The organism is Leucobacter muris (assembly GCF_004028235.1).
Taxonomy (GTDB): Bacteria; Actinomycetota; Actinomycetes; order Actinomycetales; family Microbacteriaceae; genus Leucobacter; species Leucobacter muris.
This window is the reverse complement of the sequence record NZ_CP035037.1, coordinates 3,053,138-3,078,823: the sequence shown is the minus strand read 5'-3', so window position 1 is coordinate 3,078,823 and position 25,686 is coordinate 3,053,138. Positions and strand designations below refer to the sequence as shown.

General features: G+C 70.9%; 22 protein-coding genes and 1 pseudogene. 10 read left to right on the top strand and 13 right to left on the bottom strand.

Annotated features, from left to right (window positions below):
• Window positions 1-12: 12 nt before the first annotated feature.
• Together Leucomu_RS14395 and Leucomu_RS14390 are read right to left on the bottom strand one after the other, a co-directional pair.
• Complete coding sequence (locus Leucomu_RS14395; protein ID WP_128387642.1) at window positions 13-1,653, bottom strand: amidohydrolase; 1,641 nt, start codon at window positions 1,651-1,653, stop codon at window positions 13-15.
• Window positions 1,654-1,727: 74 nt separating this feature from the next.
• Entirely contained in the window at window positions 1,728-2,954 is a 1,227-nt protein-coding gene (locus tag Leucomu_RS14390; RefSeq protein WP_128387641.1) for an MFS transporter, read from the bottom strand.
• A gap of 113 nt (window positions 2,955-3,067) precedes the next feature.
• Between Leucomu_RS14390 and Leucomu_RS14385 the strand changes: the two genes are divergently transcribed.
• The 3 genes from Leucomu_RS14385 (at window position 3,068) to Leucomu_RS14375 (ending at window position 5,309) form a co-directional block, all read left to right on the top strand.
• Complete coding sequence (locus Leucomu_RS14385; protein ID WP_128387640.1) at window positions 3,068-3,688, top strand: TetR/AcrR family transcriptional regulator; 621 nt, start codon at window positions 3,068-3,070, stop codon at window positions 3,686-3,688.
• Between the two features lie 33 nt (window positions 3,689-3,721).
• Window positions 3,722-4,750: an alpha/beta hydrolase gene (locus Leucomu_RS14380; protein WP_228407123.1), complete on the top strand. Its 1,029-nt coding sequence runs from the start codon at window positions 3,722-3,724 to the stop codon at window positions 4,748-4,750.
• A gap of 208 nt (window positions 4,751-4,958) precedes the next feature.
• On the top strand, window positions 4,959-5,309 hold the full coding sequence (locus tag Leucomu_RS14375) for a YciI family protein (RefSeq protein ID WP_017883971.1): 351 nt from the start codon (window positions 4,959-4,961) through the stop codon (window positions 5,307-5,309).
• A 6-nt stretch (window positions 5,310-5,315) separates the two neighbouring features.
• Here the strand turns inward: Leucomu_RS14375 and Leucomu_RS14370 are convergent, their stop codons facing one another.
• The 4 genes from Leucomu_RS14370 to Leucomu_RS14355 form a co-directional block, all read right to left on the bottom strand.
• The gene (locus Leucomu_RS14370) at window positions 5,316-6,575 is read right to left on the bottom strand and encodes an alpha-hydroxy acid oxidase (RefSeq protein ID WP_017883970.1); all 1,260 of its coding nucleotides are present in this window, start codon (window positions 6,573-6,575) and stop codon (window positions 5,316-5,318) included.
• Between the two features lie 37 nt (window positions 6,576-6,612).
• The gene (locus tag Leucomu_RS14365) at window positions 6,613-8,085 is read right to left on the bottom strand and encodes a rhamnulokinase (protein ID WP_128387639.1); all 1,473 of its coding nucleotides are present in this window, start codon (window positions 8,083-8,085) and stop codon (window positions 6,613-6,615) included.
• Window positions 8,082-10,121, bottom strand: a complete 2,040-nt coding sequence (locus tag Leucomu_RS14360) for a bifunctional aldolase/short-chain dehydrogenase (protein WP_128387638.1) — start codon at window positions 10,119-10,121, stop codon at window positions 8,082-8,084. Before Leucomu_RS14360 ends, Leucomu_RS14365 begins: the two co-directional genes overlap by 4 nt.
• 105 nt (window positions 10,122-10,226) lie before the next feature.
• Complete coding sequence (locus Leucomu_RS14355; RefSeq protein WP_164884580.1) at window positions 10,227-10,988, bottom strand: DeoR/GlpR family DNA-binding transcription regulator; 762 nt, start codon at window positions 10,986-10,988, stop codon at window positions 10,227-10,229.
• Between the two features lie 187 nt (window positions 10,989-11,175).
• On the opposite strand from Leucomu_RS14355, the gene Leucomu_RS14350 reads away from it, so the two are divergent.
• From Leucomu_RS14350 to Leucomu_RS14325, 7 genes and pseudogenes are all read left to right on the top strand, one after another.
• On the top strand, window positions 11,176-12,429 hold the full coding sequence (locus tag Leucomu_RS14350) for a cupin domain-containing protein (RefSeq protein WP_164884579.1): 1,254 nt from the start codon (window positions 11,176-11,178) through the stop codon (window positions 12,427-12,429).
• Between the two features lie 2 nt (window positions 12,430-12,431).
• A complete protein-coding gene (locus Leucomu_RS14345; RefSeq protein WP_128387635.1) occupies window positions 12,432-13,493 on the top strand; it encodes an aldose 1-epimerase family protein in 1,062 nt (353 codons plus the stop codon).
• A pseudogene (locus tag Leucomu_RS14340) lies at window positions 13,490-14,506 on the top strand (sugar ABC transporter ATP-binding protein); the annotation flags it as partial. The gene Leucomu_RS14345 and the pseudogene Leucomu_RS14340, both read left to right, overlap by 4 nt.
• Window positions 14,427-14,984, top strand: coding sequence for an ATP-binding cassette domain-containing protein (locus tag Leucomu_RS15790; protein ID WP_267128505.1), 558 nt, complete (start codon window positions 14,427-14,429; stop codon window positions 14,982-14,984). The pseudogene Leucomu_RS14340 and the gene Leucomu_RS15790, both read left to right, overlap by 80 nt.
• Entirely contained in the window at window positions 14,981-15,988 is a 1,008-nt protein-coding gene (locus Leucomu_RS14335) for an ABC transporter permease (protein ID WP_128387634.1), read from the top strand. Before Leucomu_RS15790 ends, Leucomu_RS14335 begins: the two co-directional genes overlap by 4 nt.
• The gene (locus tag Leucomu_RS14330; protein WP_128387633.1) at window positions 15,985-17,040 is read left to right on the top strand and encodes an ABC transporter permease; all 1,056 of its coding nucleotides are present in this window, start codon (window positions 15,985-15,987) and stop codon (window positions 17,038-17,040) included. The genes Leucomu_RS14335 and Leucomu_RS14330 overlap by 4 nt, the downstream gene beginning before the upstream one ends.
• The gene (locus tag Leucomu_RS14325) at window positions 17,037-18,020 is read left to right on the top strand and encodes a sugar ABC transporter substrate-binding protein (protein ID WP_128387632.1); all 984 of its coding nucleotides are present in this window, start codon (window positions 17,037-17,039) and stop codon (window positions 18,018-18,020) included. The genes Leucomu_RS14330 and Leucomu_RS14325 overlap by 4 nt, the downstream gene beginning before the upstream one ends.
• An 87-nt stretch (window positions 18,021-18,107) precedes the next feature.
• Here Leucomu_RS14325 and Leucomu_RS14320 read toward each other — a convergent pair whose 3' ends face one another.
• The 7 genes from Leucomu_RS14320 to Leucomu_RS14290 form a co-directional block, all read right to left on the bottom strand.
• Window positions 18,108-19,109: a LacI family DNA-binding transcriptional regulator gene (locus Leucomu_RS14320; protein WP_017883960.1), complete on the bottom strand. Its 1,002-nt coding sequence runs from the start codon at window positions 19,107-19,109 to the stop codon at window positions 18,108-18,110.
• 153 nt (window positions 19,110-19,262) lie between these two features.
• Window positions 19,263-20,432 carry an L-rhamnose isomerase gene (rhaI, locus tag Leucomu_RS14315; RefSeq protein ID WP_128387631.1) on the bottom strand — a complete coding sequence of 390 codons (1,170 nt, stop codon included), beginning with the start codon at window positions 20,430-20,432 and terminating at the stop codon, window positions 19,263-19,265.
• Window positions 20,429-20,812, bottom strand: coding sequence for an L-rhamnose mutarotase (locus Leucomu_RS14310; protein ID WP_017883958.1), 384 nt, complete (start codon window positions 20,810-20,812; stop codon window positions 20,429-20,431). The genes rhaI and Leucomu_RS14310 overlap by 4 nt, the downstream gene beginning before the upstream one ends.
• Window positions 20,813-20,897: 85 nt before the next feature.
• Window positions 20,898-21,935 carry a rhamnose ABC transporter substrate-binding protein gene (rhaS, locus tag Leucomu_RS14305; protein ID WP_128387630.1) on the bottom strand — a complete coding sequence of 346 codons (1,038 nt, stop codon included), beginning with the start codon at window positions 21,933-21,935 and terminating at the stop codon, window positions 20,898-20,900.
• A 64-nt stretch (window positions 21,936-21,999) separates the two neighbouring features.
• Window positions 22,000-23,061 carry an ABC transporter permease gene (locus tag Leucomu_RS14300; protein ID WP_017883956.1) on the bottom strand — a complete coding sequence of 354 codons (1,062 nt, stop codon included), beginning with the start codon at window positions 23,059-23,061 and terminating at the stop codon, window positions 22,000-22,002.
• On the bottom strand, window positions 23,058-24,107 hold the full coding sequence (locus Leucomu_RS14295; RefSeq protein WP_128387629.1) for an ABC transporter permease: 1,050 nt from the start codon (window positions 24,105-24,107) through the stop codon (window positions 23,058-23,060). Before Leucomu_RS14295 ends, Leucomu_RS14300 begins: the two co-directional genes overlap by 4 nt.
• Window positions 24,104-25,633, bottom strand: a complete 1,530-nt coding sequence (locus Leucomu_RS14290) for a sugar ABC transporter ATP-binding protein (RefSeq protein ID WP_128387628.1) — start codon at window positions 25,631-25,633, stop codon at window positions 24,104-24,106. Before Leucomu_RS14290 ends, Leucomu_RS14295 begins: the two co-directional genes overlap by 4 nt.
• Between the last annotated feature and the right edge of the window lie 53 nt (window positions 25,634-25,686).

Below are 25,686 nucleotides of genomic sequence, written 5' to 3'. Positions count from 1 at the left end.
AGGCAGTGCCGCCTACACCTTGCCGTGCACGACCTCGCCATCGACCATCGTGAGCGCGGCCTCGGTGTCGAGCAGCGCCTCGGGGGCGTCGGTCAGCGCGTTCGCCGACCACACGACGACCGTGGCCCGGTAGCCCGCCGCGATGCGCCCCGCCTCGCCGTCGCGCCGCGTCGCGTACGCCGCGCCGAGCGTGAGCGCCTCGAGCGCGTTGGCCGGGGTGAACACGCGCTGCGGCTGGTACGCCTCGCGGCTGTGGTCGAGCGCCGACTTCGCCGTCAGCGCGATGAACAGGTTGTTCGGAGCCTCGTGGGGCGCCGTCGGCGCGTCGGTGCCGAGCGCGAGCGGCACGCCGGCCTCCCGGAACTTGTGCCACGGGAAGCCGGTGTGCGCCCGCTCGTCGCCGAGCACCGCCTGCCAGTGGTCGAGCACCGCGGGGTCGCAGTGCACCGGCTGCATCGACGCCGTGACGCCGAGCGCCGCCATGCGGGCGATCGTGTCGTCGGCGACCGACTCCAGGTGCTCGACGCGGGGGCGGCGATCCGCCCGCGGGCCGTTCACCCGGATGCACTCCTGCACCATGTCGAGCGCGATCGTGCTCGCCTCGTCGCCGATCGCGTGCAGCGCGAGCTGCAGCCCCGCAGCGTCGGCCGCCACGGCGGTCGGCAGCGCGAACTCGCGCTCCCAGATCGGCCCAGGCAGCTCGCCGTTCGCGTAGGGCGCGCGCATCGCCGCGGTGCAGGCGTCGATGACGCCGTCGAGGATGAACTTCACGCCCGCGATCCGCAGCCACTCGTCGCCGTACCGCGCCGCGAGCTCGTCGCGTATGCTCGCGACCTCCGCGATCTGCGCGAGGTCGGATTCGAGGTCGCCCGTCGCAGTCAGCATCCAGTGCGCGTTCACGGGGAAGGGGAGGCGCCCGTCGCGGTCGAGGATGCGGCGGTAGGCCGCGAGGTCGGGGTGGCCGAACGACATCTCGGTCGCGCCGGTGACGCCCGTCTCGAGGTAGGCGGCGAAGGCTGCGGCCAGGTAGCGGTCGCGGTCGTCGTCGGTGGCGACCTCGTCGAGGTAGCCCCACGCGTGCTTCACCGCGGCGGTCTCGATGAGGAAGCCGGTCGCGTCGCCGTTCTCGTCGCGCACGATCTCGCCGCCGACCGGGTCGGGGGTCTCGCGGGTGATGCCCATCGCCTCGAGCGCCGCCGTGTTCGCCCACACCGAGTGCAGGTCGTTGGCGTCGAGGATCACCGGCACGTCGGGCACCGCGGCGTCGAGCATCGCGGCGGTGGGGCGCTCGCCCTCCTCGAAGATGTCGAACAGCCAGCTGGTGCCGAGCACGCGGGGCGCCTCGGGGTTCGCGGCGCGGGCCGCGGCCAGGCGTTCCTGCACCTCGGCCACGGTCTTCGCGTCGCGCAGCTGCACCTTCGACAGCGACTCGCCGAGCATGAGCATGTGGGAGTGCCCCTCGATCACGCCGGGCGTGACGAGCGCGCCCGCGAGGTCGACCTCCTCGGCCTCGCCGGCCGCGAGGCGCACGGCGTCGAGGTCGCCGGCGGCCAGGATCCGGCCCTCGCGCACCGCGAAGCTCTCGCGGGGAGCGACCGAGGCATCCCCGGTGAAGACCGTCGCATTGCGGTAGATCGTGGTGTTCGAGGTCATGGATGCTCGCTTTCGTGCGTGGGCGTGGATGGGCCTGGTGATGGTGTCGATCGTAGTCGCAGGGCTCGCGCCGCTCAGACGCCGGCGGGCGTCGCCGACGGTGCGGCGGCGGCGCGTGCGAGCGCCCGCTCGGCGCCGACGGAGACCCGGGCGATCGCGACGGTGGGTGCGATCACGGCGAAGCTGACGATGCCCGTGATGAGCGTGAAGACGGGCACGCCGAACCACTCGATGAGCGCGCCCCCGATGAGCGGGGCGAAGCTCGAGCCGACGAGGTAGGCGCCGAGCAGGGGGCCGGACCAGCGGCCGCGGGCGTCGAGGCCGGCGGCCGTCGCGATGTAGAGCGCGAACGCGAAGGCGTACACCGTGCTGACGCCGATGATGAGCACCGCGAGCAGCACGGGATCGCCCGCGAAGCCGATCCAGATCTTGAGCGCGCCGCCGATGACGAGCGCGACGGTCAGCGGCGCCGCTCGGCCGATGCGGTTGCCGAAGACGGTGACGATCAGCATGCCCGCGATGCCGCCGGCCGCGGCGAGGCTCAGCGTGAAGCCGAGCGGCTGCTCGCCGAGCCCGACGGCCTCGCCGAGCACGGGGGCCATGGTCCAGATCGCGTCTTCGCTCGTGCCCCAGAGGGGGAACACCAGCAGCACGACGATGCCGGCGATCGTGATGCGTCGGGGCTCGGCGATCTGCAGGCTGCTGGTCACGTCGACGGGCTCGGCGTGCTCGGGGGAGTCGGGCAGCCAGGCGGCGAGCGCCAGGCCCACGAGCGAGATGAGCGCGAGTGCGCTGAAGACGCTGCCCTGCGTGATGCCGATGATCGGGATCACGGCGAGCACGATGGTGATGAGCACGCGGTTGACGAGGCCGCTGGTGGCCGAGACGCGGTTGGGGTTGCGGAGCGCGGCGATCGCGGCCCCCGACGTCGAGATCGCGGCGCCGAGGCCGGTGCCGCCGACGATGAGGCCCGCGACGGCGACGGCGGGCGTCGGCACGACCGCGGCGGCGAAGGCGACCGCCGCGAGCGCGAGCCCGACCATCGCGAGGGGGCGGCGCGCGCGGCCCGAGGCGAGCCGGGCGCTGGCGAGCCCGACGACCGCCGAGGCGAGCAGCGCCCAGGTGAGGATGTTGCCGCTCGCGATGATGTCGAACCCGAGCGCTCCGAGCGCGGTCATGATGAAGGGCGCGAGGTTCGCCATCATCAGGCTGGCGAGGGCGATCATGAAGGTCGCGCTCCCGTTGCGCAGCGTCAGCGGGAAACGGGGGTCGGCGGTGCTGGCTGGGGTGGGGATGTTCACTGGGTTCTCTTCTCCGGCGGCTGTGACGGCAGAAACCGAAACCATTTCGGTTATCAGCATCATCGTGAACCCTGTGGGAGGATCTGTCAAGCAGGACTCTGAAGGGAGGCCCCGTGGCGCGACCCCGAACCGCGCGTCTCAGCCGGGAGATCATCGGCCGAGCCGCCATCGACATGGTCGAAGCCGGCCGCGAACTGCAACTCGTGCCCCTCGCCCGCAGCCTCGGCGTGAGCGTCTCCTCTCTCTACCACCACGTGGCGGGGCGCGAGGGTGTGATCCAGGCCATGCGCCAGGTGCTCGTCTCGCAGTACATCAGGCGGCTGCCGCAGACCTCGGACTGGCGCCAGAAGATCCGGCAGGAGGTCGAGCTCACCTGGCGCATGTACGCCGACCACCCCCGCGTGCTGCAGCTCATGCTCACGGTGGTGATCGACGAGCCCGACGTGCTGAACATCTACAGCGTGCTCACCGAGGCGCTCGTCGAGGCCGGGCTGCCCGAGGCCGAGATCCTCACCGCCATCGAGGTCATCGACGCGTTCGTCTTCGGTGTGACCCTCGACGCGCTCTCGCCCGACGAGATCCTCGATCCCGACCGCGCGGGCGGCACGCTCGCGCGGCTGATCCGGGATCACCCCTCGGGGGCGGAGCGCAACCGGCGGGTGTTCGTCCGCGGCCTCGACCTCCTCATCACCGGCATCGAGGCGCGCGTCCGCGAGGTGCGCACCGATTCCTGAGCGGTCGACGCGATTCTGCCGTACACTGTGCCCGTGCCACACGCGAGTCGCCGACGGCCGGCCGCTCGATGGCGCAGGCTCTCCACAATCTGCCTCGCCCTGTTCGCGAGCGCGGTCGGAGCGGCCGCGGTGCTGCCCGGCGGCGGAACGGCCGAGCTCACCGCGCTGACCCACGGGTCGATCGAGAGGGGCGGGGAGATGCGGATCGCGGACATCGAGGTGGAGGGCCCGGCGGCGGGGCGGGATCCGGGGCTGCCGAACCGCACCGGTTCGGCGGCGGTGCCGGTGCGCAGCTACGAGCCCGAGGGCGCGGCCTGGGCGACGCTCGTCTGGGCGCACGGCGGCTCGTTCATGCGGGGCACGCTCGACTGGCCGGAGGCCGACTGGGCGGCCCGGCGCTTCGCCGAGGCCGGCATCCGCGTGCACTCCGTCGACTACGCCCTCGCGAGCGACACCGTGAAGGCGCCGGCGCCCGCCGCGGACGTCGCCGCCGTGCTGCGCTGGGCCGGCGCCGAGGAGGGCCCCCTCGTCGTGGGAGGCGCGAGCGCCGGCGCGCACCTCGCCACCCTCGCAGCGCTCGCGCAGGCCGATGCCGCCGCCGCGGGCGCCGGCCGCCCGGTCGACGCGCTGCTGCTCGAGTACCCCACGCTGCACCGCGTGCAGCGACTCGACCCCGAGCTCGACGCCGCCACCGCGGCCCTGCCCGCCCAGCGCCGCTTCGACGCCGGCCGCATCGCCGACATGTACGACTCCTACCTGGGCGACGCCGCCGGCGCGGCGGCCGCTGGGGCCGTCGTGGCGGGCGAGCTGCCGGCCGAGCGGCTCGCGGCCCTGCCGCCCGTCGTGATCGTGAACGCCGACGCCGACGACCTGCGCGCCTCGGGCGAGCAGTTCGCCGACCAGCTGCGCGAGGCGGGCGTCGCGGTGGTCGAGACCGTGCAGCCAGGTACCGTGCACGGCTACCTGAACCGCCCCCACGAGGGCGAGCGCGCGCGTGCCGACGCGCAGCAGAGCATCGACCGCTTCGTCGCGGAGCTGCGGCGCATCCTCGCCGCCGGCTGAGCCCCGCGGCGCCGCGCCGCCCCGTGCGATCGGCCCGTGCAATCGGCCCGACTTCGTCTCACCCGCACCGCCGTTTCCGTGGGCCTTCGTGGGACGAAGCCGGGCCGATTCTTCCGCGCCGCGTGCCCGCTGTGCCACGATGGGAGCACCGGGGCGCGAGGCGGCCGACCCGCGGCGCCTCCCGACCGCCCGGGGAGAGGAGGGCGCCATGCGTTTCATGCTTCTGCTGCACCGCCGCGAGTCCGAGCTGCTGCAGCGCACCCCCGAGTGGATCGAAGAGGTCGTCGGGTTTCTCGCCCGCTTCGACGACGAGCTGCTCAGCCGCTCCGAGCTCGAGTGGACCGAGACCCTCGACAGCGACACGCAGGCCGAGGTGGTGGGGCCGGGCGGCGAGCACCGCGACGGCTGGTACAACGAGGCGGGCAAACCGCTGCGGCGCATCTGGGTGGTGCGGGTGCCCGACCGGGCCCGCGCGCACGAGCTCGCCGGGCAGCTCGCCGGCGAGCTCGACACCTGGGTCGAGGTGCGCGAGTGCCTGCCGGGGGCCCAGCGGCCCTGAGCGCGCTCAGGCGCGCTCGGCCTCGTTCGCGACCCGGGAGATGGGGGTGAGACGGCTCAGCTGCGTGACGTGGCGCGGCTCGAGCTCGTCAAGGGTCGAGACCCCGAGCAGGGCCATGGTGCGCTCGATCTCGCTGCGCAGGATGGCGATCATGCGATCGACCCCGGCGCGGCCGCCGGCCATCAGCCCGTACAGGTAGGCGCGTCCCACGAGCGTGAACTTCGCGCCGAGCGCGACCGAGGCGACGATGTCGGCGCCGTTCATGATGCCGGTGTCGATCATCACGGTGGCGTCGTCGCCGACCTCGCGCACCACGCGGGGCAGCAGGTGGAACGGCACGGGCGCCCGGTCGAGCTGTCGGCCGCCGTGATTCGAGAGCACGATGCCGTCGACGCCGAGATCGACGAGCTTCACCGCGTCGGGCACGTTCTGCACCCCCTTGATCACGATCCGGCCCGGCCACATCTGCCGGATCACGGCGAGATCGTCGTAGGAGATCGTGGGATCCATGGCGGCGTTGAGCAGGTCGCCCACCGTGCCGCCCGTGGTCGAGAGCGACGCAAACTCGAGCTTGGGCGTGGTGAGGAAGTCGAACCACCACCACGGCCGCGGGATGGCGTTCGCGATCGTGCTCAGCGACAGCTGCGGCGGGATCGAGAAGCCGTTGCGCTTGTCGCGCAGACGGGCGCCCGCGATCGGGGTGTCGACCGTGAACATCAGGGTGTCGAAGCCCGCTGCCGCGGCGCGCTCGACCAGGCCGTACGAGATCTCGCGCTCGCGCATCACGTAGAGCTGGAACCAGTTGCGGCCGTTCGGGTTCGCCGCGCGGACGTTCTCGATCGAGGTGGTGCCGAGCGTCGAGAGGGTGAAGGGGATCCCCGCCGCCCCCGCGGCTCCCGCGCCGGCGATCTCGCCCTCCGTCTGCATGAGGCGGGTGAAGCCGGTCGGCGCGATGCCGAACGGCAGCGAGGAGCGGCCGCCCAGGATCTCGATCGACGCGTCGACGTGCTCGGCGGGCTTGAGGATGTCGGGGTGGAACTCGATGTCCTCGAACGCCTGGCGCGCTCGCGCGAGCGACAGCTCGCCCTCGGCCGCCCCGTCGGTGTAGTCGAAGGCGGCCTTCGGGGTGCGGCGCTTCGCGATGCGCTGCAGGTCGGCGATGGTGAGGGCCGATTCGAGTCGCCGCCGTTTGCCGTTGAAGTCGGGCTTCTTGAACTGCATGAGTTCGAGCAGCTCGACCGGGTTGGGGAGTTGGCGCTTGGCCATGTGCTGTGCGTTCCTTTCCGGAGCCGACGCCCGGGCCCTACCGGGACCGTGCGCCGGGGGTGTAGGTCGTGAGGGAAGCGGACCGGGCCGCGACGGCGCGGAGCGCGTCGAGGCCGGGATCGACCTGGCCGGCGGCCTGCGCCTGCACCAGCAGGTTGCCCATCGCGGTCGCCTCGACGGGGCCCGCGAGCACCGGCAGGCCCGAGCGGTCGGCGAGGGCCTGGCACAGCAGCGCGTTCAGCGATCCGCCTCCGACGATGTGGATGATCGAGACGTCGCGGCCCGCCAGCTCGGCGGCCGTGCGCACGGCGTCGGCGAAGGCGGCCGCGAGGCTCTCGACGATCGAGCGCACGGTCTCGGCGGGAGTGCCGGGAGCGCGTTCGCCGTGCCGGGCGCACCAGGCGTCGATGCGCCCGGGGATGTCGCCCGGGGGCATGAACGAGAGGTCGTTGACGTCGAACAGCGGCACCGGCCCGCCGAGCCGCGACGCCTCGGCGAGCAGCTCCTGCAGGCGGCTCGAACGCTGAGCGTCCGAGGATCCCGGGTACCAGTGCCGCAGCGACTCCGACAGCAGCCACAGGCCCATCACGTTGTGCAGGAACCGCGTGGTGCCGTCGATCCCGCCCTCGTTGGTGAAGTTCGCGAGGCGGGCCTCCTCGCTGAGCACGGGGGCGTCGAGCTCGAGCCCGACGAGGCCCCAGGTGCCGCACGAGATGTACGCGAAGTCGGGGCGCGAGCTCGGGATCGCGGCCACAGCCGACGCGGTGTCGTGCGAGGCGACCGCGGTGACGTCGAAGGCCCGTCCCACGATCTCCGCGACCTCGGGCACCAGCGGCCCCAGTCGGGTGCCGGCCTCGACGAGCGGCGGCAGGATCCGCGGGGAGAGGCCGAGGCGCTCGGCGAGCGCCGTGTCCCAGGTGCGGGTGCGGGGGTCGAGCAGGCCGGTGGTCGACGCGTTGCTGAGCTCGGCCGAGGCCACCCCGGTGAGCCAATAGCCCAGGAGGTCCGGGATCATCAGCATGCGGTCGGCGAGTTCGAGCAGCGGGCCCTCGGCGGCGAGCTGGAAGACCGTGTTGAAGCTCAGGTGCTGCAGGCCGTTGGCGGCGTAGAGCGCCTCGGGCGCGACGATCTCGTGCACCCGCGCCACGCCGGCCTCGCAGCGGGCGTCCCGGTAGTGGTACGGCACGCCGAGCAGCCGGCCGTCGCGCAGCAGGCCGTAATCGACGGCCCAGGAGTCGACGCCGGCCGAGATGATCTCTCCTGGCGCGCCGCGCTCGGCGAGGGCGAGCCCCGCGAGCGCCTGGCGGTAGAGCTCGAGCAGATTCCAGTGCAGGCCGTCGCGGGTGCGCACCGGGTCGTTGGCGAAGCGGGCGATGTGCTGGGTGCGCAGCGCGCCGTCCTCGACCCGCCCGAGGATCACCCTGCCGCTGCTCGCGCCGAGGTCGACGGCGGCGACGGCGCCGTCGGCCCCCGTGCCCCCGTGCGCCGCTGCGAAGGGTGCGGTGCTCATCGCAGGAAGGCGGCGGCGACGCCGGAGTCGACGGGTACGTGGAGGCCGGTGGTGCGGCTGAGCTCGTCGCAGGTGAGCACGTACACCGCGTCGGCGACGTGCTCCGGCAGCACCTCCCGCTTGAGGATCGTGCGGTTGGCGTAGAACTGGCCCAGGTCCTCCTCTTTCACACCGTAGGTCGCGGCGCGATTGGCGCCCCAGCCGGAGGCGAAGATGCCGGATCCGCGCACCACGCCGTCGGGGTTGATGCCGTTCACGCGGATCCCGTGCTCTCCGAGCTCGACCGCGAGCAGCCGCACCTGGTGGGCCTGATCGGCCTTCGTGGCGGAGTAGGCGATGTTGTTCGGGCCGGCGAAGACGCTGTTCTTCGACGAGATGTAGACGATGTCGCCACCCATGCCCTGCGCGATCATGGCTCGGGCGCCGGCCTGCGAGACGAGGAAGGAGCCCTTCGCCATGACGTCGTGCTGCAGGTCCCAGTCGCGCTCGGTCGTCTCGAGCAGCGGCTTCGAGAGCGAGAGGCCCGCGTTGTTGACGACGAGGTCCAGGCCGCCGAAGGCGAGCACGGCTTCGTCGATCGCGGCGCTCACCGCGGCGGCGTCGGAGACGTCGGCCGCCACTCCGACCGCCACGTCGGTGCTGCCGAGCTCCGAGGCCGCCGCTCGGGCCTTCTCGGCGTCGAGGTCGGCGACGATCACGCAGGCGCCCTGCGCTGCGAGGCGCGTGGCGATCGCCTTGCCGATGCCGGAGGCGGCGCCGGTGACGAGGGCGATGCGTCCCTGGTGGGACTTCGGCGCGGGCAGGCGCCGCAGCTTCGCCTCCTCGAGGGCCCAGTACTCGATGCGGAACTTCTCGGCGTCGCCGATGGGCGCGTAGCGCGACAGCGCTTCGGCGCCGCGCATGACGTTGATGGCGTTGAGGTAGAACTCGCCGGCGACTCGGGCGGTCTGCTTGTCCTTGCCGTAGGAGAACATGCCGACGCCGGGCACGAGCACGATGAGCGGGTCGGCGCCGCGCATGGCGGGACTCGTCTCGTCGGCGTGCGCGTCGTAGTAGGCGCGGTAGGCGGCGCGGTAGTCCTCGTGCAGTTGCGGGAGGCGCTCGAGCTGCTGCTCGAGGGTCGCGGTGGCGGGGAGGTCGAGCACGAGCGGCTTGACCTTGGTGCGGAGGAAGTGGTCGGGGCAGCTCGTGCCCAGCTCGGAGAGCGGGAAGAGCTTCTCGCGGGAGAGGAAGTCGAGCACCGGCTCGCTGTCGTCGAAGTGGCCGACCATCGTGCTGTCGTGCGACGCGATGCGGCGGATGGCGGGCGCGAGCGCGGCGGCGCGGGCGCGTCGTTCGGACTCCGGCAGCGGCTCGTAGCCGGTTACGACGGCGCCGAAGGGCTCGGGGGCGCCGTGCTCGGAGATGTAGTCGGCTGCGGTGTCGATGATCCACAGCGAGTTGCGCTCGCACTCCTCGCTGGTGTCGCCCCACGCCGTGATGCCGTGGCCGCCGAGGATGCAGCCGACGGCCTGCGGGTGCGCCGCCTTGATGGCCGCGATGTCGAGGCCGAGCTGGAATCCGGGGCGGCGCCAGGGCACCCAGACGACGCGATCGCCGAAGATCTTCGCGGTGAGCTCCTCGCCCTCGGCTGCGGTGGCGATCGCGATGCCCGAGTCGGGGTGCAGGTGGTCGACGTGCGCCGCATCGACGAGGCCGTGCATCGCGGTGTCGATGGAGGGGGCCGCGCCCCCCTTGCCGTGCAGGCAGTAGTCGAGGGCCGCGACCATCTCGTCTTCGCGGTCGACGCCGGGGTAGACCTCGGTGAGCGCGCGCAGCCGGTCGACGCGCAGTGCGGAGAGGCCTGCGGGGGTGAGCGTGCCGAGGTCGCCCCCGGATCCCTTGACCCACATCAGCTGGATCTCGTCGCCCGTCACCGGGTCGGTGGCTGCGCCCTTCGCCGACGTGTTGCCGCCTGCGAAGTTGGTGTTCTTCCTGTCGGCTCCCAGCCGGTTCGAGCGTGCGATGAGGTCGTCGACGGTGACGGGGCGGGTCATGTGGGCTCCTGATCCGAAAGTGTTGTTTCGTGTGAATGTAACACGAAACGACATTCGAGACAAGGGGCGGGCGCCCTCCCGCCGGGTGCCCGTCGCCGACTCACGTCACACCAGCTCGACGCGGTCCCGGTAGGGGTCGAGGCGAGGGTCGGCCGGGTCGAGCTCGGTCACCAGCGTCGAGACGTCGGCGAGCTCGAGGGCGTGTCCGGTCGAGCGCTCGCCGAGCTTCGAGGCATCGATGCAGAGCACCGTGCGGTCGGCGACCTGCGCGAACTGCTGCTTGACCTCGGCCTCGGCGAGCGATGCCTCCGACGTGCCGGTGCCGGGGTGCAGCGCGGCCGCGGAACTGAAGAAGACGCGGGTGTGCAGGGCCCTCGCCCCCGCGTTCGCGAGCGGTCCGACGAGGCTGCCGGTGACCGATTCGTGACGGCCGCCCGTCAGCTGCGCCTCGATGCCGCCCGCGCGAGTGAGGGCCTCGAACGTCTGGATCGAGTTGGTGAGGGCGACGAGCCCGTCGCGCTCGCCGAGCGTCTCCGCGAGCGCGTGCACGGTGGTGGAGGCGTCGAGCGCGATCGCACCGCGCACGGGCACGAGCGCCAGCGCCTTCCGCGCGATCGCGCGCTTCGCCGCGCTGCGGGTCGCGAGCCGATCGTCGTGGCTGCGGGCGGCGGGCGCCGGCACCGCGCCGCCCCGCACCCGGCGGAGCCGCCCTTCGAGTTCGAGCACCTCGAGATCGCGGCGGATCGTCATGGCCGACACCTCGAAGCGGGCGCGGGCCTCCTCGATCGAGATCTCGCCGGCCGCCTCGACGAGTTCGACCAGTTCTTTCCGTCGGCGCTCGCCGTCGACGCTGCTGTTCACCGCCATGCGACCGAGCATACTGAGTCGTCGCGAGCGGCGGGGGCGAGGGTGCGGGGCGGTTTGGCGGGGCGGTTCCGCCGGTCTTGCGCTCCGCGAAACCATCTGGTAGCTTCAATGAAACATTTCTGGTTCAATGAACCTGAAGGACGAGCGCCGCGACAGCGGCGACCGCGCACGACACGAAGGAGTGAACATGGCACAGGCCGGCCCCTACGAGGGCGTCACCGGATCCGAGGCCGCGATCGATCGGGCGATGAACGAGGCGGGCGGCATCCTCCGCCTCGCCCCGACCTGGGTGCCGCGCGCGTTCTGCACTCCCGGCCGCCGCATCCGCCTCCACCCCGACGACTACTTCCCCCTCGGCAAGGAGCGCGGCGGCATCGACGAACGCTGGCTCGCGAGCGCCGTGCGCGCCGAGAACGGCCCGCTCACCGACCCGTTCGAGGGCCTCAGCCTCGTGCTCGACCCGACCGGAGGCGTGATCCCGCTCGACGAGTTCGTCGCCCACACGAAGGGCGACGCCATCGGCGGCCTCTGGGAGAGCCACGGCCTGTGGCCCATGTACTCGAAGTTCTTCGACAACGAGTTCCCCCTGCCCTTCCACATCCACCACCGCGACGAGCACGCAGCCCTCGTCGGCAAGCCGGGCAAGCCCGAGGCCTACTACTTTCCGCCGCAGATGAACAACCACGGCGGCCGGTTCCCCTACACGTTCTTCGGCCTGCACCCCGAGGTCACCCGCGACGAGCTGCGCGACAAGTTCGCCGCGTTCCTCACGGGCGGCGACAACCGCATCACCGATCTCTCCAAGGCCTACCGGATCACACCGGGCACCGGCTGGGACGTGCCGGCCGGCATCCTGCACGCCCCGGCGAGCATGTGCACCTACGAACCGCAGGCCGCCTGCGACGTCTTCGCGATGACGGAGTCCTGGTCGAACAACCGCGAGGTGCCGGACGAGCTGCTCTGGAAGGACGTGCCGGCCGACCGCGTGGGCGACCTCGACTTCATCGTCGAACTCGTCGACTGGGAGCGCAACGTCGACCCCGAGTTCTGGAGCAACCGCTTCACGCCCCCGATCGAGACGATCGAGAGCCGCGCGGGATCGCCCGAGTACGTCGAGCGCTGGATCACCTACCGCTCGTCCGCGTTCAGCGCGAAGGAGCTCACGGTGGCTCCGGGCGGCAGCGTGACGATCGCCGATCGCGACGCGCACGGGCTCATCGCCGTCGCCGGTCACGGTCGTCTCGACGACCTGCCGATCGCTGCGATCGCGAGCATCCGCTACGGCCAGCTCTCGAGCGATGAGTTCTTCATCACCGCGGCCGCGGCGAAGAACGGGGTCGAGGTCACCAACACCTCCGCGACCGACGATCTCGTGCTGCTCAAGCACTTCGGGCCGGGCAACCAGCAGCTGGCGGCCGAGCGCGGAGAGCTCGGACTCTGATCATGCCCGCCGCCCCTCTCTTCTACGGTCGGTCGCCGGCCGAGGCGCGCCGCCGCACGGGCTCGCCGCGACAGCTCGCGGGCATCGACGATCTCGTCGAGACCCAGGGTCCCGCGCGAGGCGCGCGCAGGCTGATCCTCACCTCCGGCGCGGGTCTCACCGTGCACGTGCACCCGGACCGGGCGCTCGACCTGGGCGCCGCGACCTATCGCGGCGTGCCCCTCGCCTGGCACTCGCCGACCGGTTTTCCCGCTCCGGGCCTGACCGTCGACTCCGGCACGGAGTGGCTCCGCAGCTTCGGCGGCGGGCTGCTCGCGACCTGCGGCCTCGACGCGTTCGGGCCCCCGAGCACCGAAGCCGGCGTCGATTACCCGATGCACGGCCGCGTCGGCGGCATCCCCGCCACGGTGACGCGCGCGGAGACCACCGATGAGGAGATCGTCGTCGAAGGAGAGGTGCGCCAGACCACCGTGTTCGGCGAGAACCTGGTGCTCCGCAGGCGGATCACGATCCCGCTCGGCACCGCGCGCGTCGTGATCGAGGACCACATCACGAACGAAGCGGCCGCCCCCGCGGGCACCATGGTGCTGTACCACGCCAATATCGGCTGGCCGCTCCTCGACGAGGCCGCGGTGCTCACGGTGCCGTCGAAGTCGGTCACTCCGCGCGACGCCGCGGCCGAGACGGGGCTCGCCGACTGGTGGAGCATCTCGGAACCCGTCGCCGGATACGTCGAGCAGGTGTTCAAGCACGATTTCAGCGGGTGCGACGAAGCCGAGGTCGCGGTCGACAACCCGCATCTCGATCTGCGGCTCGCGATCCGCTTCGACTCCGCGACGTTGCCCGCGCTGCACCAGTGGAAGATGATGGGCGAGGGGCACTACGTGCTGGGCCTCGAACCGACCAACGTCGACTGGAGCCTCGGCCGCGCCGCCGCGCGCGAGGCCGGCGTGCTGCCCGTGCTCGAGCCCGGCGAGAGCGTCGACCACCGGGTCGAGTTCGTGTGCGGCCCCAGTGAGATCCGCGCGGCATCGGCCGACGCGGGCGGAAGGAGCGAGGCATGAGCGCGGTACTCGAGATGCGAGGCATCTCCAAGTCGTTCCCGGGGATCCGGGCCCTCTCCGACGTCGACCTCGCGGTCGACGCGGGCGAGGTCCACGCGATCGTGGGCGAGAACGGGGCGGGCAAGTCGACCCTCATGAAGATCCTCGCCGGCGTCTACCAGCCCGACGAGGGCGTCATCCGGCTCGACGGTGAGGATGTGCGGATCGCCGGCCCCATCGACGCCCGCAGGCGGGGCATCGGCATGGTCTACCAGGAGCTGAACCTCGTGCCCGACCTGACCGTCGCCGAGAACATCACCCTCGGCGCGACCCCGTCGCGCTTCGGCCTCGTCCAGCGCCGTCGACTGCACGACGAGGCGGTCGCCGTGCTCGAGGCCCTCGACGCGAGAATCGATCCGTCCGCGATCCTCGGCTCGCTCACCGTGAGCCAGCAGCAGATCGTCGAGATCGCGAAGGCCTACGCGCAGCGCCCGAGCATCATCGTGCTCGACGAGCCGACCTCGTCGCTCAGCGAGCACGAGTCGCTCGCGCTGTTCCAGGTGGTGCGCCGCATGCGCGAGGACGGCATCGCCATAATCTACATCAGCCACCGGCTCCGCGAGGTGCTCGATCTCGCCGACCGGGTCACCGTGCTCCGCGACGGGCGCCAGATCGAGACGCGCGAGTCCGAGGGCCTCACCGCGGGGGAGATGATCCGGCTCATGGTGGGGCGCGATCTCACCGACGTCTTCCCCAAGCGGGAGGTGCCCATCGGCGAGACGGTACTCGAGGTCGAGGGGCTCTCCCGCTCGGGCGCCTTCGAGGATGTCTCGCTCAGCGTGCGCGCCGGCGAGATCGTCGGCCTCGCGGGCCTCGTGGGCGCGGGCCACACCGAGGTCGCGCGCGCCGTCTTCGGCCTCGACCGGGCGCAGTCCGGCACCGTGCGGGTCGACGGTGCGGAAGTGCACGCCAGAACGCCGGGAAAGGGCGTCGCGGCCGGGATCGCCTACGTGCCGGAGGATCGCAAGCGCGACGGCATCGTGCCATCCGCTTCGATCAAGGACAACATCTCGCTCCCCGTGCTGGGACGGCTGTCGACCGGGGGGATGGATCTCGCGCTCGCGCGAGAAGGAGCTGGCGAAGGATCAGGTGACCGCCCTCGGGGTGTCGCCGCCGGTCATCGACCGACCGGTCGACACCCTGAGCGGCGGCAACCAGCAGAAGGTGGTCATCGCGAAGTGGCTCGCGGCACGGCCCCGAGTGCTGATCCTCGACGAGCCCACCCGCGGCGTGGACGTCGGCGCGAAGGCCGACATCCACGAGATCATCGGGGAGCTCGCGGCCGCCGGCACGGCGATCCTGCTGATCTCCTCGGAGCTCCCGGAGGTGCTCGCGGTGAGCGACCGCATCTTCGTGCTCCACGAGGGCAGGGTCTCCGCGGAGCTGAGCCGCGCGGAGGCGAATGAGACGAGCGTCATGCACGCGGCGACAGGAGAGGCGGCGACGGTATGAGCGACACCAGACTCGACACCACCGCGACGGGGGTGCCCGGCACGAGCAGAGTGACGAAGGCGAACCTCGCCGCGCGGATCGCGCCCCTCATCGGGATGCCGCTCGGCATCGTGCTGCTCCTCGTGGTGGGGGCGCTCCTCTCGGACCGCTTCTTCACGCTCGGCAACCTCGTGAACGTGCTGATCAACATCTCGATCCTCGGCGTCATCGTCGTCGGCATGGCGCTCGTGTTCATCACGCGCGGTCTCGCCGACCTCTCGGTGCCGGCGACGGTCGCGGTCGGGGCGATCCTGACCCTCGGTCTTCAGCCGGCGATCGGCACCGTGCCCGCGGCGATCGTCGCGATCCTCGCCGCGCTCGCGGCGGGCTGCGTCAACGGCCTGCTCATCGGCTACGCCCGGATCAACCCGGTCATCACGACGCTCGCGGTGAGCACCATCGTGCTCGGCATCGCGCAGTGGAGCGTGGGCGGCGTGATCGTCTACGGCACCGACAAGGCGGCCCAGACCTTCCTGAACGGCCGGGTGCTCGGGATCCCGATCATCGTGATCGTCTTCCTCGTCGTCGCGGTGGCGGGCCATCTCATGCTCTCGCGGACGACGCTCGGGCGATGGATCTACGCCGCCGGCAGCAACCCCGACGCGACCAGGGCGAGCGCGGTGCCGCTCGCCCGCACGCGGGCCTCGGCGTTCGTGCTCACCGCGGGGCTCAGCGGGCTCGCCGGCGTGCTGCTCGGCGTGACGCTGCAGACGGCCCGCCCCGGCATCGGCATCGGCTACGAGTTCGACGCGATCACCGCGGTCGTGGTGGGCGGCATCAGTCTGCTCGGCGGATCCGGCAGCATCCCGCGCGCCCTCGGCGGGCTCCTCTTCGTCGCGCTGCTCAACAACATCCTCGTGCTGCAGGGCGTGCCGACCCCCGTGCAGGGCATCGCGAAGGGCCTGCTCATCGTGGGCGCCGTCTCGCTCGACATCTACCTCCGACGGAAGGGAGGACGCTCGTGAACACCGCATCCCAGCCCCCGAGCGGCTGGACGATCGCGCTCCTCGGGCTCGTGCGCTACCGGGTGATCGTGATCCTCGTGGCGACGCTCGCGATCGCGGCGACCTTCGTGCCCGGCTTCTTCGACGCGCGCACGCTCAGCCTCGGGCTCGACCGGGCCGCGACGATGGGGCTCATCGCGATCGGACTGACGGTCGTGCTCATCGCGGGGCAGCTCGACCTCTCGGGCGGGGCGATCCTCGCGCTCTCGAGCATCGCCGCCGTGGGGCTGCAGGGCGAGCTCGGACAGGTGCCCGCGGCGCTCGTGGGGGTGGGGGTGGGGCTGGTCGCCGGAGCCTTCAACGCGCTGCTCGTGGTGGTGCTGAGGATCAACTCGCTGGTCGCCACACTCGCGTCGATGCTGCTCTTCCGAGCGGTCTGCCACCTCATCACGGATTCCCGGCCCGTGAGCGGAATCGATCCCTTCTTCGGGATCCCGCTCACCCAGCCCCTCGTCTGGACGCTCTCGGCCCGCGTCACGATCTTCCTCGTGCTGATCCTGCTCCTCCACGTGTGGCTCACCCGCTCGGTCGTGGGACGCAACCTCTTCGCGGTGGGCAGCAACGCGACGAGCGCGTCGGCGAGCGGAATCCGCTCGCGCTGGTACCTCTTCGGCGCGTTCGTGTTCAGCGGGCTCATGGCCGGTGTGGCCGGGGTCACCTTCGGGGTGGCGGCGAACACGGGTTCCCCGGTCTTCGGCGACACGATCGTGCTGACCGCGATCGCGGCCGTCGTGATCGGAGGCACCCGCCTCGAGGGCGGCATCGGCTCCGCGCTCGGCACGCTCGGCGGCCTGCTCACCCTCGCCTCGCTCACCACCGCGATGGAGTACCAGAGCGTTCCCGCGTACGTGCAGGACATCGTCACGGGCGTGATCCTGCTGCTCCTCATCCTGCTCGACCGCCTCACGCACTCGAAGCGCGGGGTCAACGTGTCCCTGACCGCACTCGTGCACCGGCTCTCACGGAAGAGCGCCGGCACCCAACCGAAAGAAATCGAAAGGACGATCGCATGATCAAGAAGGTACTGTTCAGCGGTACGGCGCTCGCAGCGGCGCTGCTGCTCGCATCCTGCTCCGGCGGCGGGGGCGACTCCGCCTCCGACGCATCCGAGGCCGGCGGCGCCGGCAAGGAGATCTGCTACATCACGGCGGCCGAGTCGCACGCCTACGCCACGCCCGCCAACAAGGCCTTCCAGGAGGCGGCCGACGAGGCGGGCGCCAAGGTGACGATGCTCAGCCAGGACTTCGACGTGCAGACCGGCACGGAGCAGCTCACCACCTGCATCGGCCGCAGCCCCGACGGCATCGTGCTCTGGCCGCTCGATCCGCAGGCCTACATCCCCGGTCTGATCCAGGCGCAGTCGGCGGGGATCCCCGTCGTGCTCATCAACACGCCGATGGATGACGAGGCGCTGGATCTCGTCGTGAGCTTCACCGGACCCGACGTCTACGAGGAGGGCAAGCTCTCCGCCGATGCGATGATCGAGGCGCTCGGCGGCACGGGCAAGGTCGTCATCATCGCGGGTCAGGCCGGCAACGGCACGACGATCGGCCGCACCGACGGGTTCACCGATCAGCTCGAGGCCGAGGGCGCCGACATCGAGGTGCTGCAGACGGTCAACGCCGACTTCGACCAGCAGAAGGCGCTCGTCGCCAGTCGCGACCTGATCACGCGGTTCGGCGATGACATCAACGGCGTCTACGCCAACGACGACACGATGGCCCGGGGCTTCATCGACGCCTGGGCCGAGGCGGGCAAGGACGCGGCCGCGATCCCGCCGATCATCGGCATCAATGGTCAGAAGGACGCGTTCGAGTCGATCAAGGCTGGTCAGTTCTACGCGACCATCGTGCAGTCGCCCGTCGAGGACGGCAAGCTCGCGCTCGAGACGATCCTGCAGGCGGCCGACGGCGAGACGGTCGAGAAGCGGCTCCCGATCCCCCTCACGGTGGTGACGGCCGAGAACGTCGACTCCGAGGAGCCCGCGTTCTAAGGCGCTCGACGCATGACCCAGGGGCGGTCCCGGCTTCGGCCGGGGCCGCCTCGTCCGTCTGTTCGCCAGTTCGTTCGCGAGCCGGCCCTAGGCCGACTCGCGAACGACCAGCTCGGGCTTCAGCACGATGTGGTTCGCCTCGGGGAGCGGCTCCGAACGGTCGATGAGCCGGATCATCATCTCCACGGCGGTGCGGCCGAGTACCTCGCGCGGCTGCGCGATCGTGGTGAGGGGTACGGCGCCGAGCGGAGCCCACTCGATGTCGTCGTAGCCGATGACGGCGATGTCCCCCGGCACGTCGAGCCCCGCGCGGAGCAGTTCCTGGGTCAGCCCCATGGCCAGCATGTCGTTGGCGCAGAAGACCGCCGTCGGCCGCTTGTCCTCCTGACGGGCGGCGAGCAGCGCGCCCACCCGCCGGCCTTCTTCGACCGTCCACGACGACGCGCTCACGAGCTCGAGGGTGATGTCGCCGGCCGACTGATCCACGACGTCGCGCGCGCCCTGGTAGCGCAGCTTCACCTTGGGGGATCGGTGCGGGTGGCCGAGGAACGCGATCCTGCGGTGCCCGCGGTTCACGAGGTGCCGCGCGGCCAGCCTTCCGCCCTCTCGGTCGTCGACGACCACCGACCAGACGTCGCGGTCGTCGCCGACGCGGTCGACGAACACCATCGGAACGCCGCGGTCCTTCAGCATCTCGAGGCGCGAGCTGTTCTCGTCGACGGGCGAGATGATGATGCCCTGCACCCGCTGCTGCACGAGCAGATCGAGGTTGTGGGATTCGCGGATCGGGTCGTACGCGCTGTTGCAGAGCACGACGCCGAGGTCGTGCTCGCGGCACACCTCCTCTGCCCCGAGCGCGACGTCGACGAAGAACGGGTTGCCCAGCTCGGCGACGGCGATGCCGATGGTGCGCGTGCGGCCCGGCCTGAACTGGCGCGAGCGCTGATCGGGTACGAAGTCGAGCTCGGCGATCGCCTGCATGACACGATCGCGCGTCTCGGAGCGCACATAGGACGGGCGGTTGAGCACATTGCTCACGGTGCCGGCCGAGACGCCGGCGAGCCGGGCCACGTCGCGGATCGTCGCCATGCGCTACCGCCTCGCCCTCTTCGAACAATGGTTCATTGAACGATGATACCGCCTCTCGAGGCGACCGGGCCACGCCCGGGGCGAACTCGCGGCTCCGAGGCGTAGCGCGAGGCGGCTGCGGAGAAGGCTCGGCGCGGCAGGCCCGCCGTGCGGCTAGGCGCCCCAGCCGGCCTGGGTGCCGCCGATGCGGTCGGCCTCGATGCGCTGCTGGTACCCGGACTGCGCGTACGCCCCCATCGGATCGGCCGACAGGCCGCGCGCCTCCCGCCACTCGGCGAGGGCCGGGCGCACATCGGTGTAGAAGGCGTCCATGAAGACCTCGTTGGCGGTGAGCACGTCGTTCTCGGCGCGGGCCGCCGCGAGCGCGTCGCCGTCGAGCAGCAGCGCGCGCGCCGTCATCTCCTGCACGTTCAGCACGGAGCGGATCTGGCCGGGGATCTTCGCCTCGACGTTGTGGCACTGGTCGAGCATGAACGTCACATCGGGGTGGCCGAGACCGCCGCCCCGGATCACCTCGACGAGGATGCGGAAGAGCTGGAACGGGTCGGCCGCTCCCACCATGAGGTCGTCGTCGGCGTAGAAGCGGGAGTTGAAGTCGAACGACCCGAGCTTGCCGAGGCGTAGCAGCTGCATCACGATGAACTCGATGTTGGTGCCGGGAGCGTGGTGGCCGGTGTCGAGGCAGACCATGGCGCGATCGCCGAGCGCGGCGACCTGCGCGTAGGACGTGCCCCAGTCGGGCACGTCGGTGTGATAGAACGCGGGCTCGAAGAACTTGTACTCGAGCACGAGGCGCTGATCGTCGGAGAGTCGTGCGTAGATGGCCTCGAGCGACTCGTGCAGGCGATCCTGCCGGGCCCGCATGTCGCTCTGACCCGGATAGTTGGAGCCCTCCGCGAGCCAGATCTTCAGGTCGCGCGAGCCTGTCAGGTGCATGACGTCGATGCACTCCAGGTGATGGTCGATCGCCTTTCGACGGATCCGCTCGTCTTCGTGCGTGAGCGCGCCGAACTTGTAGTCGTCGTCCTGGAAGGTGTTCGAGTTGACCGTGCCGAGTTCGACGCCCTGCTCGACCGCGAAGTCGCGCAGAGAGCCGAAGTCGTCGACGCGGTCCCAGGGGATGTGCAGCGCCACGGCCGGCGCGAGACCGGTGTGCCGGTGCACCTGTGCGGCATCGGCGATCTTCTCGAACGGATCGCGCGGTGTGCCCGGCGTGGTGAAGACCTTGAAGCGGGTGCCGGAGTTGCCGTACGCCCACGAGGGGACCTCGATGGCCTGCCGCTCGAGGGTGCTGAGGATTTCGGGTGTCAACTGCGAACTCATGATCTGCGCTCTCTATCGGTCTTGCGCTCTGCGCGGGGCGTGCTCGCACGGTGGCGCGCGAGCTGGTCTTCGAGGTGGAAGACCTCGGTGAGTCGGGGGGCCTCCTGATCGGGGCGACCGTCGGAGGCGAGGAAGAACCGGGACATCTGCTCCTCCCAATCGGCGGTGCGGGGATCCGCCGCGAGCAGCCGCTGCGCCCGCTCGTCGTCGTCGGTCTCGTAGTAGCCGATGAGCAGGCCGTCCGCTCTGAGGAAGAGCGAATAGTTGCGGCGTCCGGCGTCTTCGACGGCCTCGAGCATCTCGGGCCAGACCTCGGCGTGCCGCGCGGTGTACTCGGCGAGCAGCTCGGGCCTCAGCTGCATCTGGAAGCAGACGCGCATCCGGTCCTCCTGGGCGGTCCGTGACGGAATCGGGTGAGGGGGCTGCGGGCCCGATCCGTGCGATCGGGCCCGCAGCCGCGGCGACTCAGAAGTCGAAGTCGCCGATGTTGTCGGCGTTGAAGCGGAAGGGATCGCCGAGCAGCACCACGCCGTCGGCCTCGACGGTGTACTCGCCGAGCTCGCCCGCCGAGAAGGTGTCGCCCTCGGCGCCGGTGATCTCCCCCGAGACGAGCGCCTGGGCGGCGAAGGCCGTCAGGTAGCCGAGATCCTCCGGGTTCCAGAGGGCGAACTCGGTGACCGTGCCGTCCTCCACGTACTCCCGCATCTGGTTCGGCGTGCCCAGGCCCGTCAGCGCCACCTTGCCCTTGGCGTCGGAGGTCGAGAGGTAGCGCGCCGCGGCGGCGATGCCGACCGTGGTCGGGGAGACGATGCCCTTCAGCTCGGGGTAGGTCTGCAGCAGGGCCGCGGTCTTGTCGAACGAGGTCTGATCGTCGTCGTCGCCGTAGACGACTTCGACGAGTTCGATGCCGGGATGGTTCGCCTCGAGCTCGTCCTTCATGAGGTCGATCCAGGCGTTCTGATTGGTCGCGTTCGCGGCGGCCGACAGCACCGCGATCTGGCCCTCGTCGCCGATCTGCTCGGCGATCATGTCGACCTGCACCTGCGCGATCCCGGTGGCGTCGGCCTGGTTGATGAACAGGTCGCGGCAGTCGGTGTTGGTGTCGGAGTCGAACGTGACCACCTTCACATCGTTGTCGCGCGCCTCGTTCAGCGCATCGCAGATGGCCTGCGGATCGTTGGCCGAGACGGCGAGCGCGTCCACGCCCTGCTGGGTGGCGGTGTTGATGAAGCTCACCTGGGCATCCGGGGTGGCCTCCGAGGGGCCCACCTCGTTGAAGGTGCCGCCGAACTCCTCGACCGCGGCCTTTCCGCCCTTGCTCGAGGTGTCGAAATAGGGGTTGCCGAGGTTCTTCGGCAGGAAGGTGACGCTCGCGCCGCTCCCGTCGCCGGATCCCGAGTCCGGGCTTCCGGCGTTACCGCCCGAGCAGCCCGTCAGCAGCAGCGCGGCGCTCGCCGCCAGCGCGACGAGCGCTCCGGCCTTCTTGTTCTTCTGGAACCACATTGTTCGTCTTCCTTTCATGCCCAGGGGGCGGTGGTTGATCGGGTGAGGTGCTGGGGTCGTAGGGTCATTCGGATCCGGTCGGCGCGCCGGCCACCCGCAGTCTGGAGCCGGGTCTGCGGCGATTGCGCAGCGCGGCGAAGACGCTCGACGAGACGACGGCGGCGATCAGCAGGGCGCCGGTGATGATGTTGATGACGTCGGACGTGATGTTGGCGAGGCGCAGTGCGCTGCCGAGCACTCCGATGAGCAGCACCCCGGCGATGACGCCGTGCAGCGCTCCGCGCCCGCCGAAGATCGAGACGCCGCCCAGCAGCACCGCCGCGATGACCTGCATCTCCATGCCGGTCGCGTTGTCGCCGCGGGCGCTACCGTAGCGCAGGGTGTAGTAGATGCCGGCGAGCGCGGCCACGGCGCCGCTGAGCACGAAGAGGATCAGCTTGGTGCGTCCGACGTCGATGCCGGAGAAACGGGCCGCCTCGGAGGACAGGCCGATCGCGAAGACGCCTCTGCCGAAGCGGGTGAAGTGCAGCATGATGGTGAAGGCCGCGGCGAGCAGCGCGAAGAGGATCACGACGACGGGGACGCCCGTGTCGCCGATCTTCGCCTTGGCGAGCGAGGTCCAGAACTCGGGGAAATCGGTGACGGCCGTCGTGCCGAGCAGGCCCACGGCGAGCCCGCGGTACAGGGCGAGCGTGCCGATCGTGACCGCGAGGGAGGGCAGCCCGACGACCGTCACGAGGAAGCCGTTGAGCGCGCCGCAGAGCACGCCGGCGAGGAGCGCCAGCACGATCGTGATCCCGAACGGCACTCCGGCCTGGGTGAGCACGCCGGTGAGCACGCTCGAGAACCCCACCACACTCGCGACGGAGAGGTCGATCTCCCCCGTGACGATGATCGCGGTCATCGGCAGCGCGATGATGAGGATCGGGAACATGTCGAGCAGCAGGTAGGTCATGGTGATCTTGCTGCCGAAGTTCGGCACGAGGATCGCGGCGAGCAGCACCACGAGCGCGAACAGCGCGATCATGGTCGTTTCTCGCGTCAGCAGCACGCGCTGCCAGAGTGGCCGATCGTATTCGGCGATCGGGCGCAGGCCCGTGGTGGTGGGTGCCGTGATGGTGCTCATCGCCCAGTCTCCCGTCCCTCGATGAGTTTGCGATGCTGTCTGACGGCGAGCACTCGATCGAGCACGATCGCGCCGATGATGAGAGCGCCGACGACGGCGCGCTGCCAGAAGTCGGGGACGCCGAGCACCGGCAGCGCCCGGTTGATGGTCATGAGCAGCGCTGCGCCGATCGCCGCGCCCCACACCGATCCCACACCTCCGAAGATGGCCACCCCGCCGATCACCGCGGCGCCCACCGCCTCGAGCTCCCAGCCCGAACCGGCCTGCGAATTGATGGTGCCGTAGCGGGCTGCGTACAGCACGCCGGCGAAGCCCGCGAGAGCGCCCGAGAGCACGAAGGCGGTGAGCACGCGTTTCACCACCGGCAGGCCGTAAAGCTCGGCGGCCGCGGGGTCGGAGCCGATGGCGTAGCACTCGCGTCCAGCGCGATTGTTGCGCATCCACCAGGCGACGGCGATCAGCACGACGACGGCGACCAGCGTGAGCACCGGGATGCTCAGCACCTGCGCGGTGCCGAGGCGGAGGAACTCGCGCGGCATGTCCGACGCGTTGATGCGGTCGGATCCCGTCCAGAGCACGTTGACGCCGCGGAACGCGTACATCGTGCCGAGCGTGATCACGAGCGCGGGCACCTTCGCGAATGCGACGAGAGCCCCGTTCACGAGTCCGAGCAGGCCTCCGAAGACGATGGCGATCACGATCACGGCGAGCATCGGGATGCCGGGCAGGTCGATGAACAGTCGACCGGTGAGATAGGCGCTGAGCCCGAGCACCGACCCGACCGAGAGATCGACGTTGCGCGTGATCAGCACGACGGCCTGGCCGACGGCGACGAGCATGAGCATCGAGGGCGTGAGCCAGAGATCGCGATATCCGTCGGGCGAGAAGAGGAAGCTGGGGTTCTTGACCGTGGCGGCGACGATGACGAGGATGACGGCGAGCACGATGCTCGCCTCCCTGGCGCGGGACAGTCTGCCGAACGCCGTGCCGAGCGCGTTCGGCTTCGAGGCCGCCGGTCGCGTCGGGGCCGGAGTGGTGGTGCTCATGCCTGAGGCTCCGTTCCGTCGGTGGTGCTCTGCGTTGCGGCGCGCATCACGTTCTCCTGCGTGGCGCTCTCGCGGTCCATGGTGGCGGTGACCCGCCCCTCGCGCATCACCACGATGCGGTCGGCCATGCCGAGCACCTCGGGCAGCTCGCTCGAGATCATGAGCACGCCCATGCCCCGGCTGGCGAGAGTGGACAGCAACCGGTGCACCTCCGATTTGGTGCCGACGTCGATCCCCCGGGTGGGCTCATCGATGATCAGCACCCGGGGATCGGTGGCGAGCCACTTGCCCAGCACGACCTTCTGCTGGTTGCCGCCCGACAGGGTGCCCGCGAGCGTGCTCATCGCGTTGGCCTTGACCGCGAGCTGCTCCGACCACGGACGGGCCGCCCGATGCTCGGCGGAGGTCGTCACGAGGCCCAGCCTGGCGATCGAGTCGAGGATCACCGAAGCGGTGTTGCGGGCGACGCTCTCCTCGAGCACCAGGCCCTGCTTGCGCCGGTCCTCCGGCACGAGGGCGAGGCCCGCGCGCATCGCGGCCGTGGGCCGCCCTTTGGGCACCGCCCGACCGGCTACGCGGACGCTGCCGTTGCGGTAGCCGTCCACGCCGAACACGGCGCGGACGACTTCGCTGCGGCCGGCGCCGACGAGTCCGGCGAGGCCGACGATCTCGCCCGCTCGCACGGTGAAGCTGATGTCGTTGAACACGCCCGGGGAGGTGAGCCCCTCGACCACGAGCAGCGGCTCGCCGACCTCGGTCTCGAACTTGGGGAACAGCTCGGTGATCTCGCGGCCCACCATCTCGGCGACCACTCCGTCGGGTGTCGTCTCGGAGATCGGCCGCGTCGAGACGTAGCTGCCGTCGCGCATCACGGTGATGGTGTCGCAGAGCGCGAAGACCTCGTCGAAGCGGTGCGAGATGAACACGAGGGCGCGGCCCTCGTCGCGAAGCGCCCTCGCGACTTGGAAGAGGCGATCCACCTCGACGCCCGAGAGCGCCGCCGTCGGCTCGTCCATGATGAGCACGCGTGCGTCGAGCGAGATGGCCTTGGCGATCTCGATCATCTGCTGGTCGGCGATCGAGAGGCCGTCCGCCGTGCGGTCCGGGTCCATCGTGACCCCCAGGCGGGCGAACAGCGATTCGACCTCCGAGCACATGCGCGTCCGATCGATGCGTCCGAAGCGGCCGCGGGGCTGCCGGCCCATGAAGATGTTCTCCGTGACCGAGAGATCGGGGAAGAGCGTGGGCTCCTGGTAGATGACCGCGATCCCCGCGTTCTTCGCCTCGGCGGTCGATGCGAAGTCGACGGAATCGCCGGCCAGGGTGATGTCGCCCCCGTCGCGGCGGTAGAGGCCGGCGATGATCTTCACCAGGGTGGACTTGCCGGCGCCGTTCTCGCCGACGAGGGCGTGGATGGAACCGGGCTCGAGCGCGATCCTGCCGTCTCGCAGCGCGACCACGGGGCCGAAGGCCTTCGTGACGCCGCGCAGCTCGAGCAGCGGCGCGTCGGCGGGTGATCTCTTCATTGAATTCACGGCTTCCTGCATCGGGAGAGGGCTCGCCCCGAGGCGTAACTGAA

Bases quoted from the DNA above. Each gene is read 5' to 3' on its own strand.
- Leucomu_RS14395 (WP_128387642.1), bottom strand. From the start codon at position 1,653: ATGACCTCGAACACCACGATCTACCGCAATGCGACGGTCTTCACCGGG.
- Leucomu_RS14320 (WP_017883960.1), bottom strand. From the start codon at position 19,109: ATGGCGACGATCCGCGACGTGGCCCGGCTCGCCGGCGTCTCGGCCGGC.
- Leucomu_RS14300 (WP_017883956.1), bottom strand. From the start codon at position 23,061: ATGAGCACCATCACGGCACCCACCACCACGGGCCTGCGCCCGATCGCC.
- rhaS (WP_128387630.1), bottom strand. From the start codon at position 21,935: ATGTGGTTCCAGAAGAACAAGAAGGCCGGAGCGCTCGTCGCGCTGGCG.
- Leucomu_RS14370 (WP_017883970.1), bottom strand. From the start codon at position 6,575: ATGGCCAAGCGCCAACTCCCCAACCCGGTCGAGCTGCTCGAACTCATG.
- Leucomu_RS14350 (WP_164884579.1), top strand. From the start codon at position 11,176: ATGGCACAGGCCGGCCCCTACGAGGGCGTCACCGGATCCGAGGCCGCG.
- Leucomu_RS14290 (WP_128387628.1), bottom strand. From the start codon at position 25,633: ATGAAGAGATCACCCGCCGACGCGCCGCTGCTCGAGCTGCGCGGCGTC.
- Leucomu_RS14295 (WP_128387629.1), bottom strand. From the start codon at position 24,107: ATGAGCACCACCACTCCGGCCCCGACGCGACCGGCGGCCTCGAAGCCG.
- rhaI (WP_128387631.1), bottom strand. From the start codon at position 20,432: ATGAGTTCGCAGTTGACACCCGAAATCCTCAGCACCCTCGAGCGGCAG.
- Leucomu_RS14360 (WP_128387638.1), bottom strand. From the start codon at position 10,121: ATGACCCGCCCCGTCACCGTCGACGACCTCATCGCACGCTCGAACCGG.
- Leucomu_RS14345 (WP_128387635.1), top strand. From the start codon at position 12,432: ATGCCCGCCGCCCCTCTCTTCTACGGTCGGTCGCCGGCCGAGGCGCGC.
- Leucomu_RS14310 (WP_017883958.1), bottom strand. From the start codon at position 20,812: ATGCGCGTCTGCTTCCAGATGCAGCTGAGGCCCGAGCTGCTCGCCGAG.
- Leucomu_RS14355 (WP_164884580.1), bottom strand. From the start codon at position 10,988: ATGGCGGTGAACAGCAGCGTCGACGGCGAGCGCCGACGGAAAGAACTG.
- Leucomu_RS14325 (WP_128387632.1), top strand. From the start codon at position 17,037: ATGATCAAGAAGGTACTGTTCAGCGGTACGGCGCTCGCAGCGGCGCTG.
- Leucomu_RS14375 (WP_017883971.1), top strand. From the start codon at position 4,959: ATGCGTTTCATGCTTCTGCTGCACCGCCGCGAGTCCGAGCTGCTGCAG.
- Leucomu_RS14335 (WP_128387634.1), top strand. From the start codon at position 14,981: ATGAGCGACACCAGACTCGACACCACCGCGACGGGGGTGCCCGGCACG.
- Leucomu_RS14365 (WP_128387639.1), bottom strand. From the start codon at position 8,085: ATGAGCACCGCACCCTTCGCAGCGGCGCACGGGGGCACGGGGGCCGAC.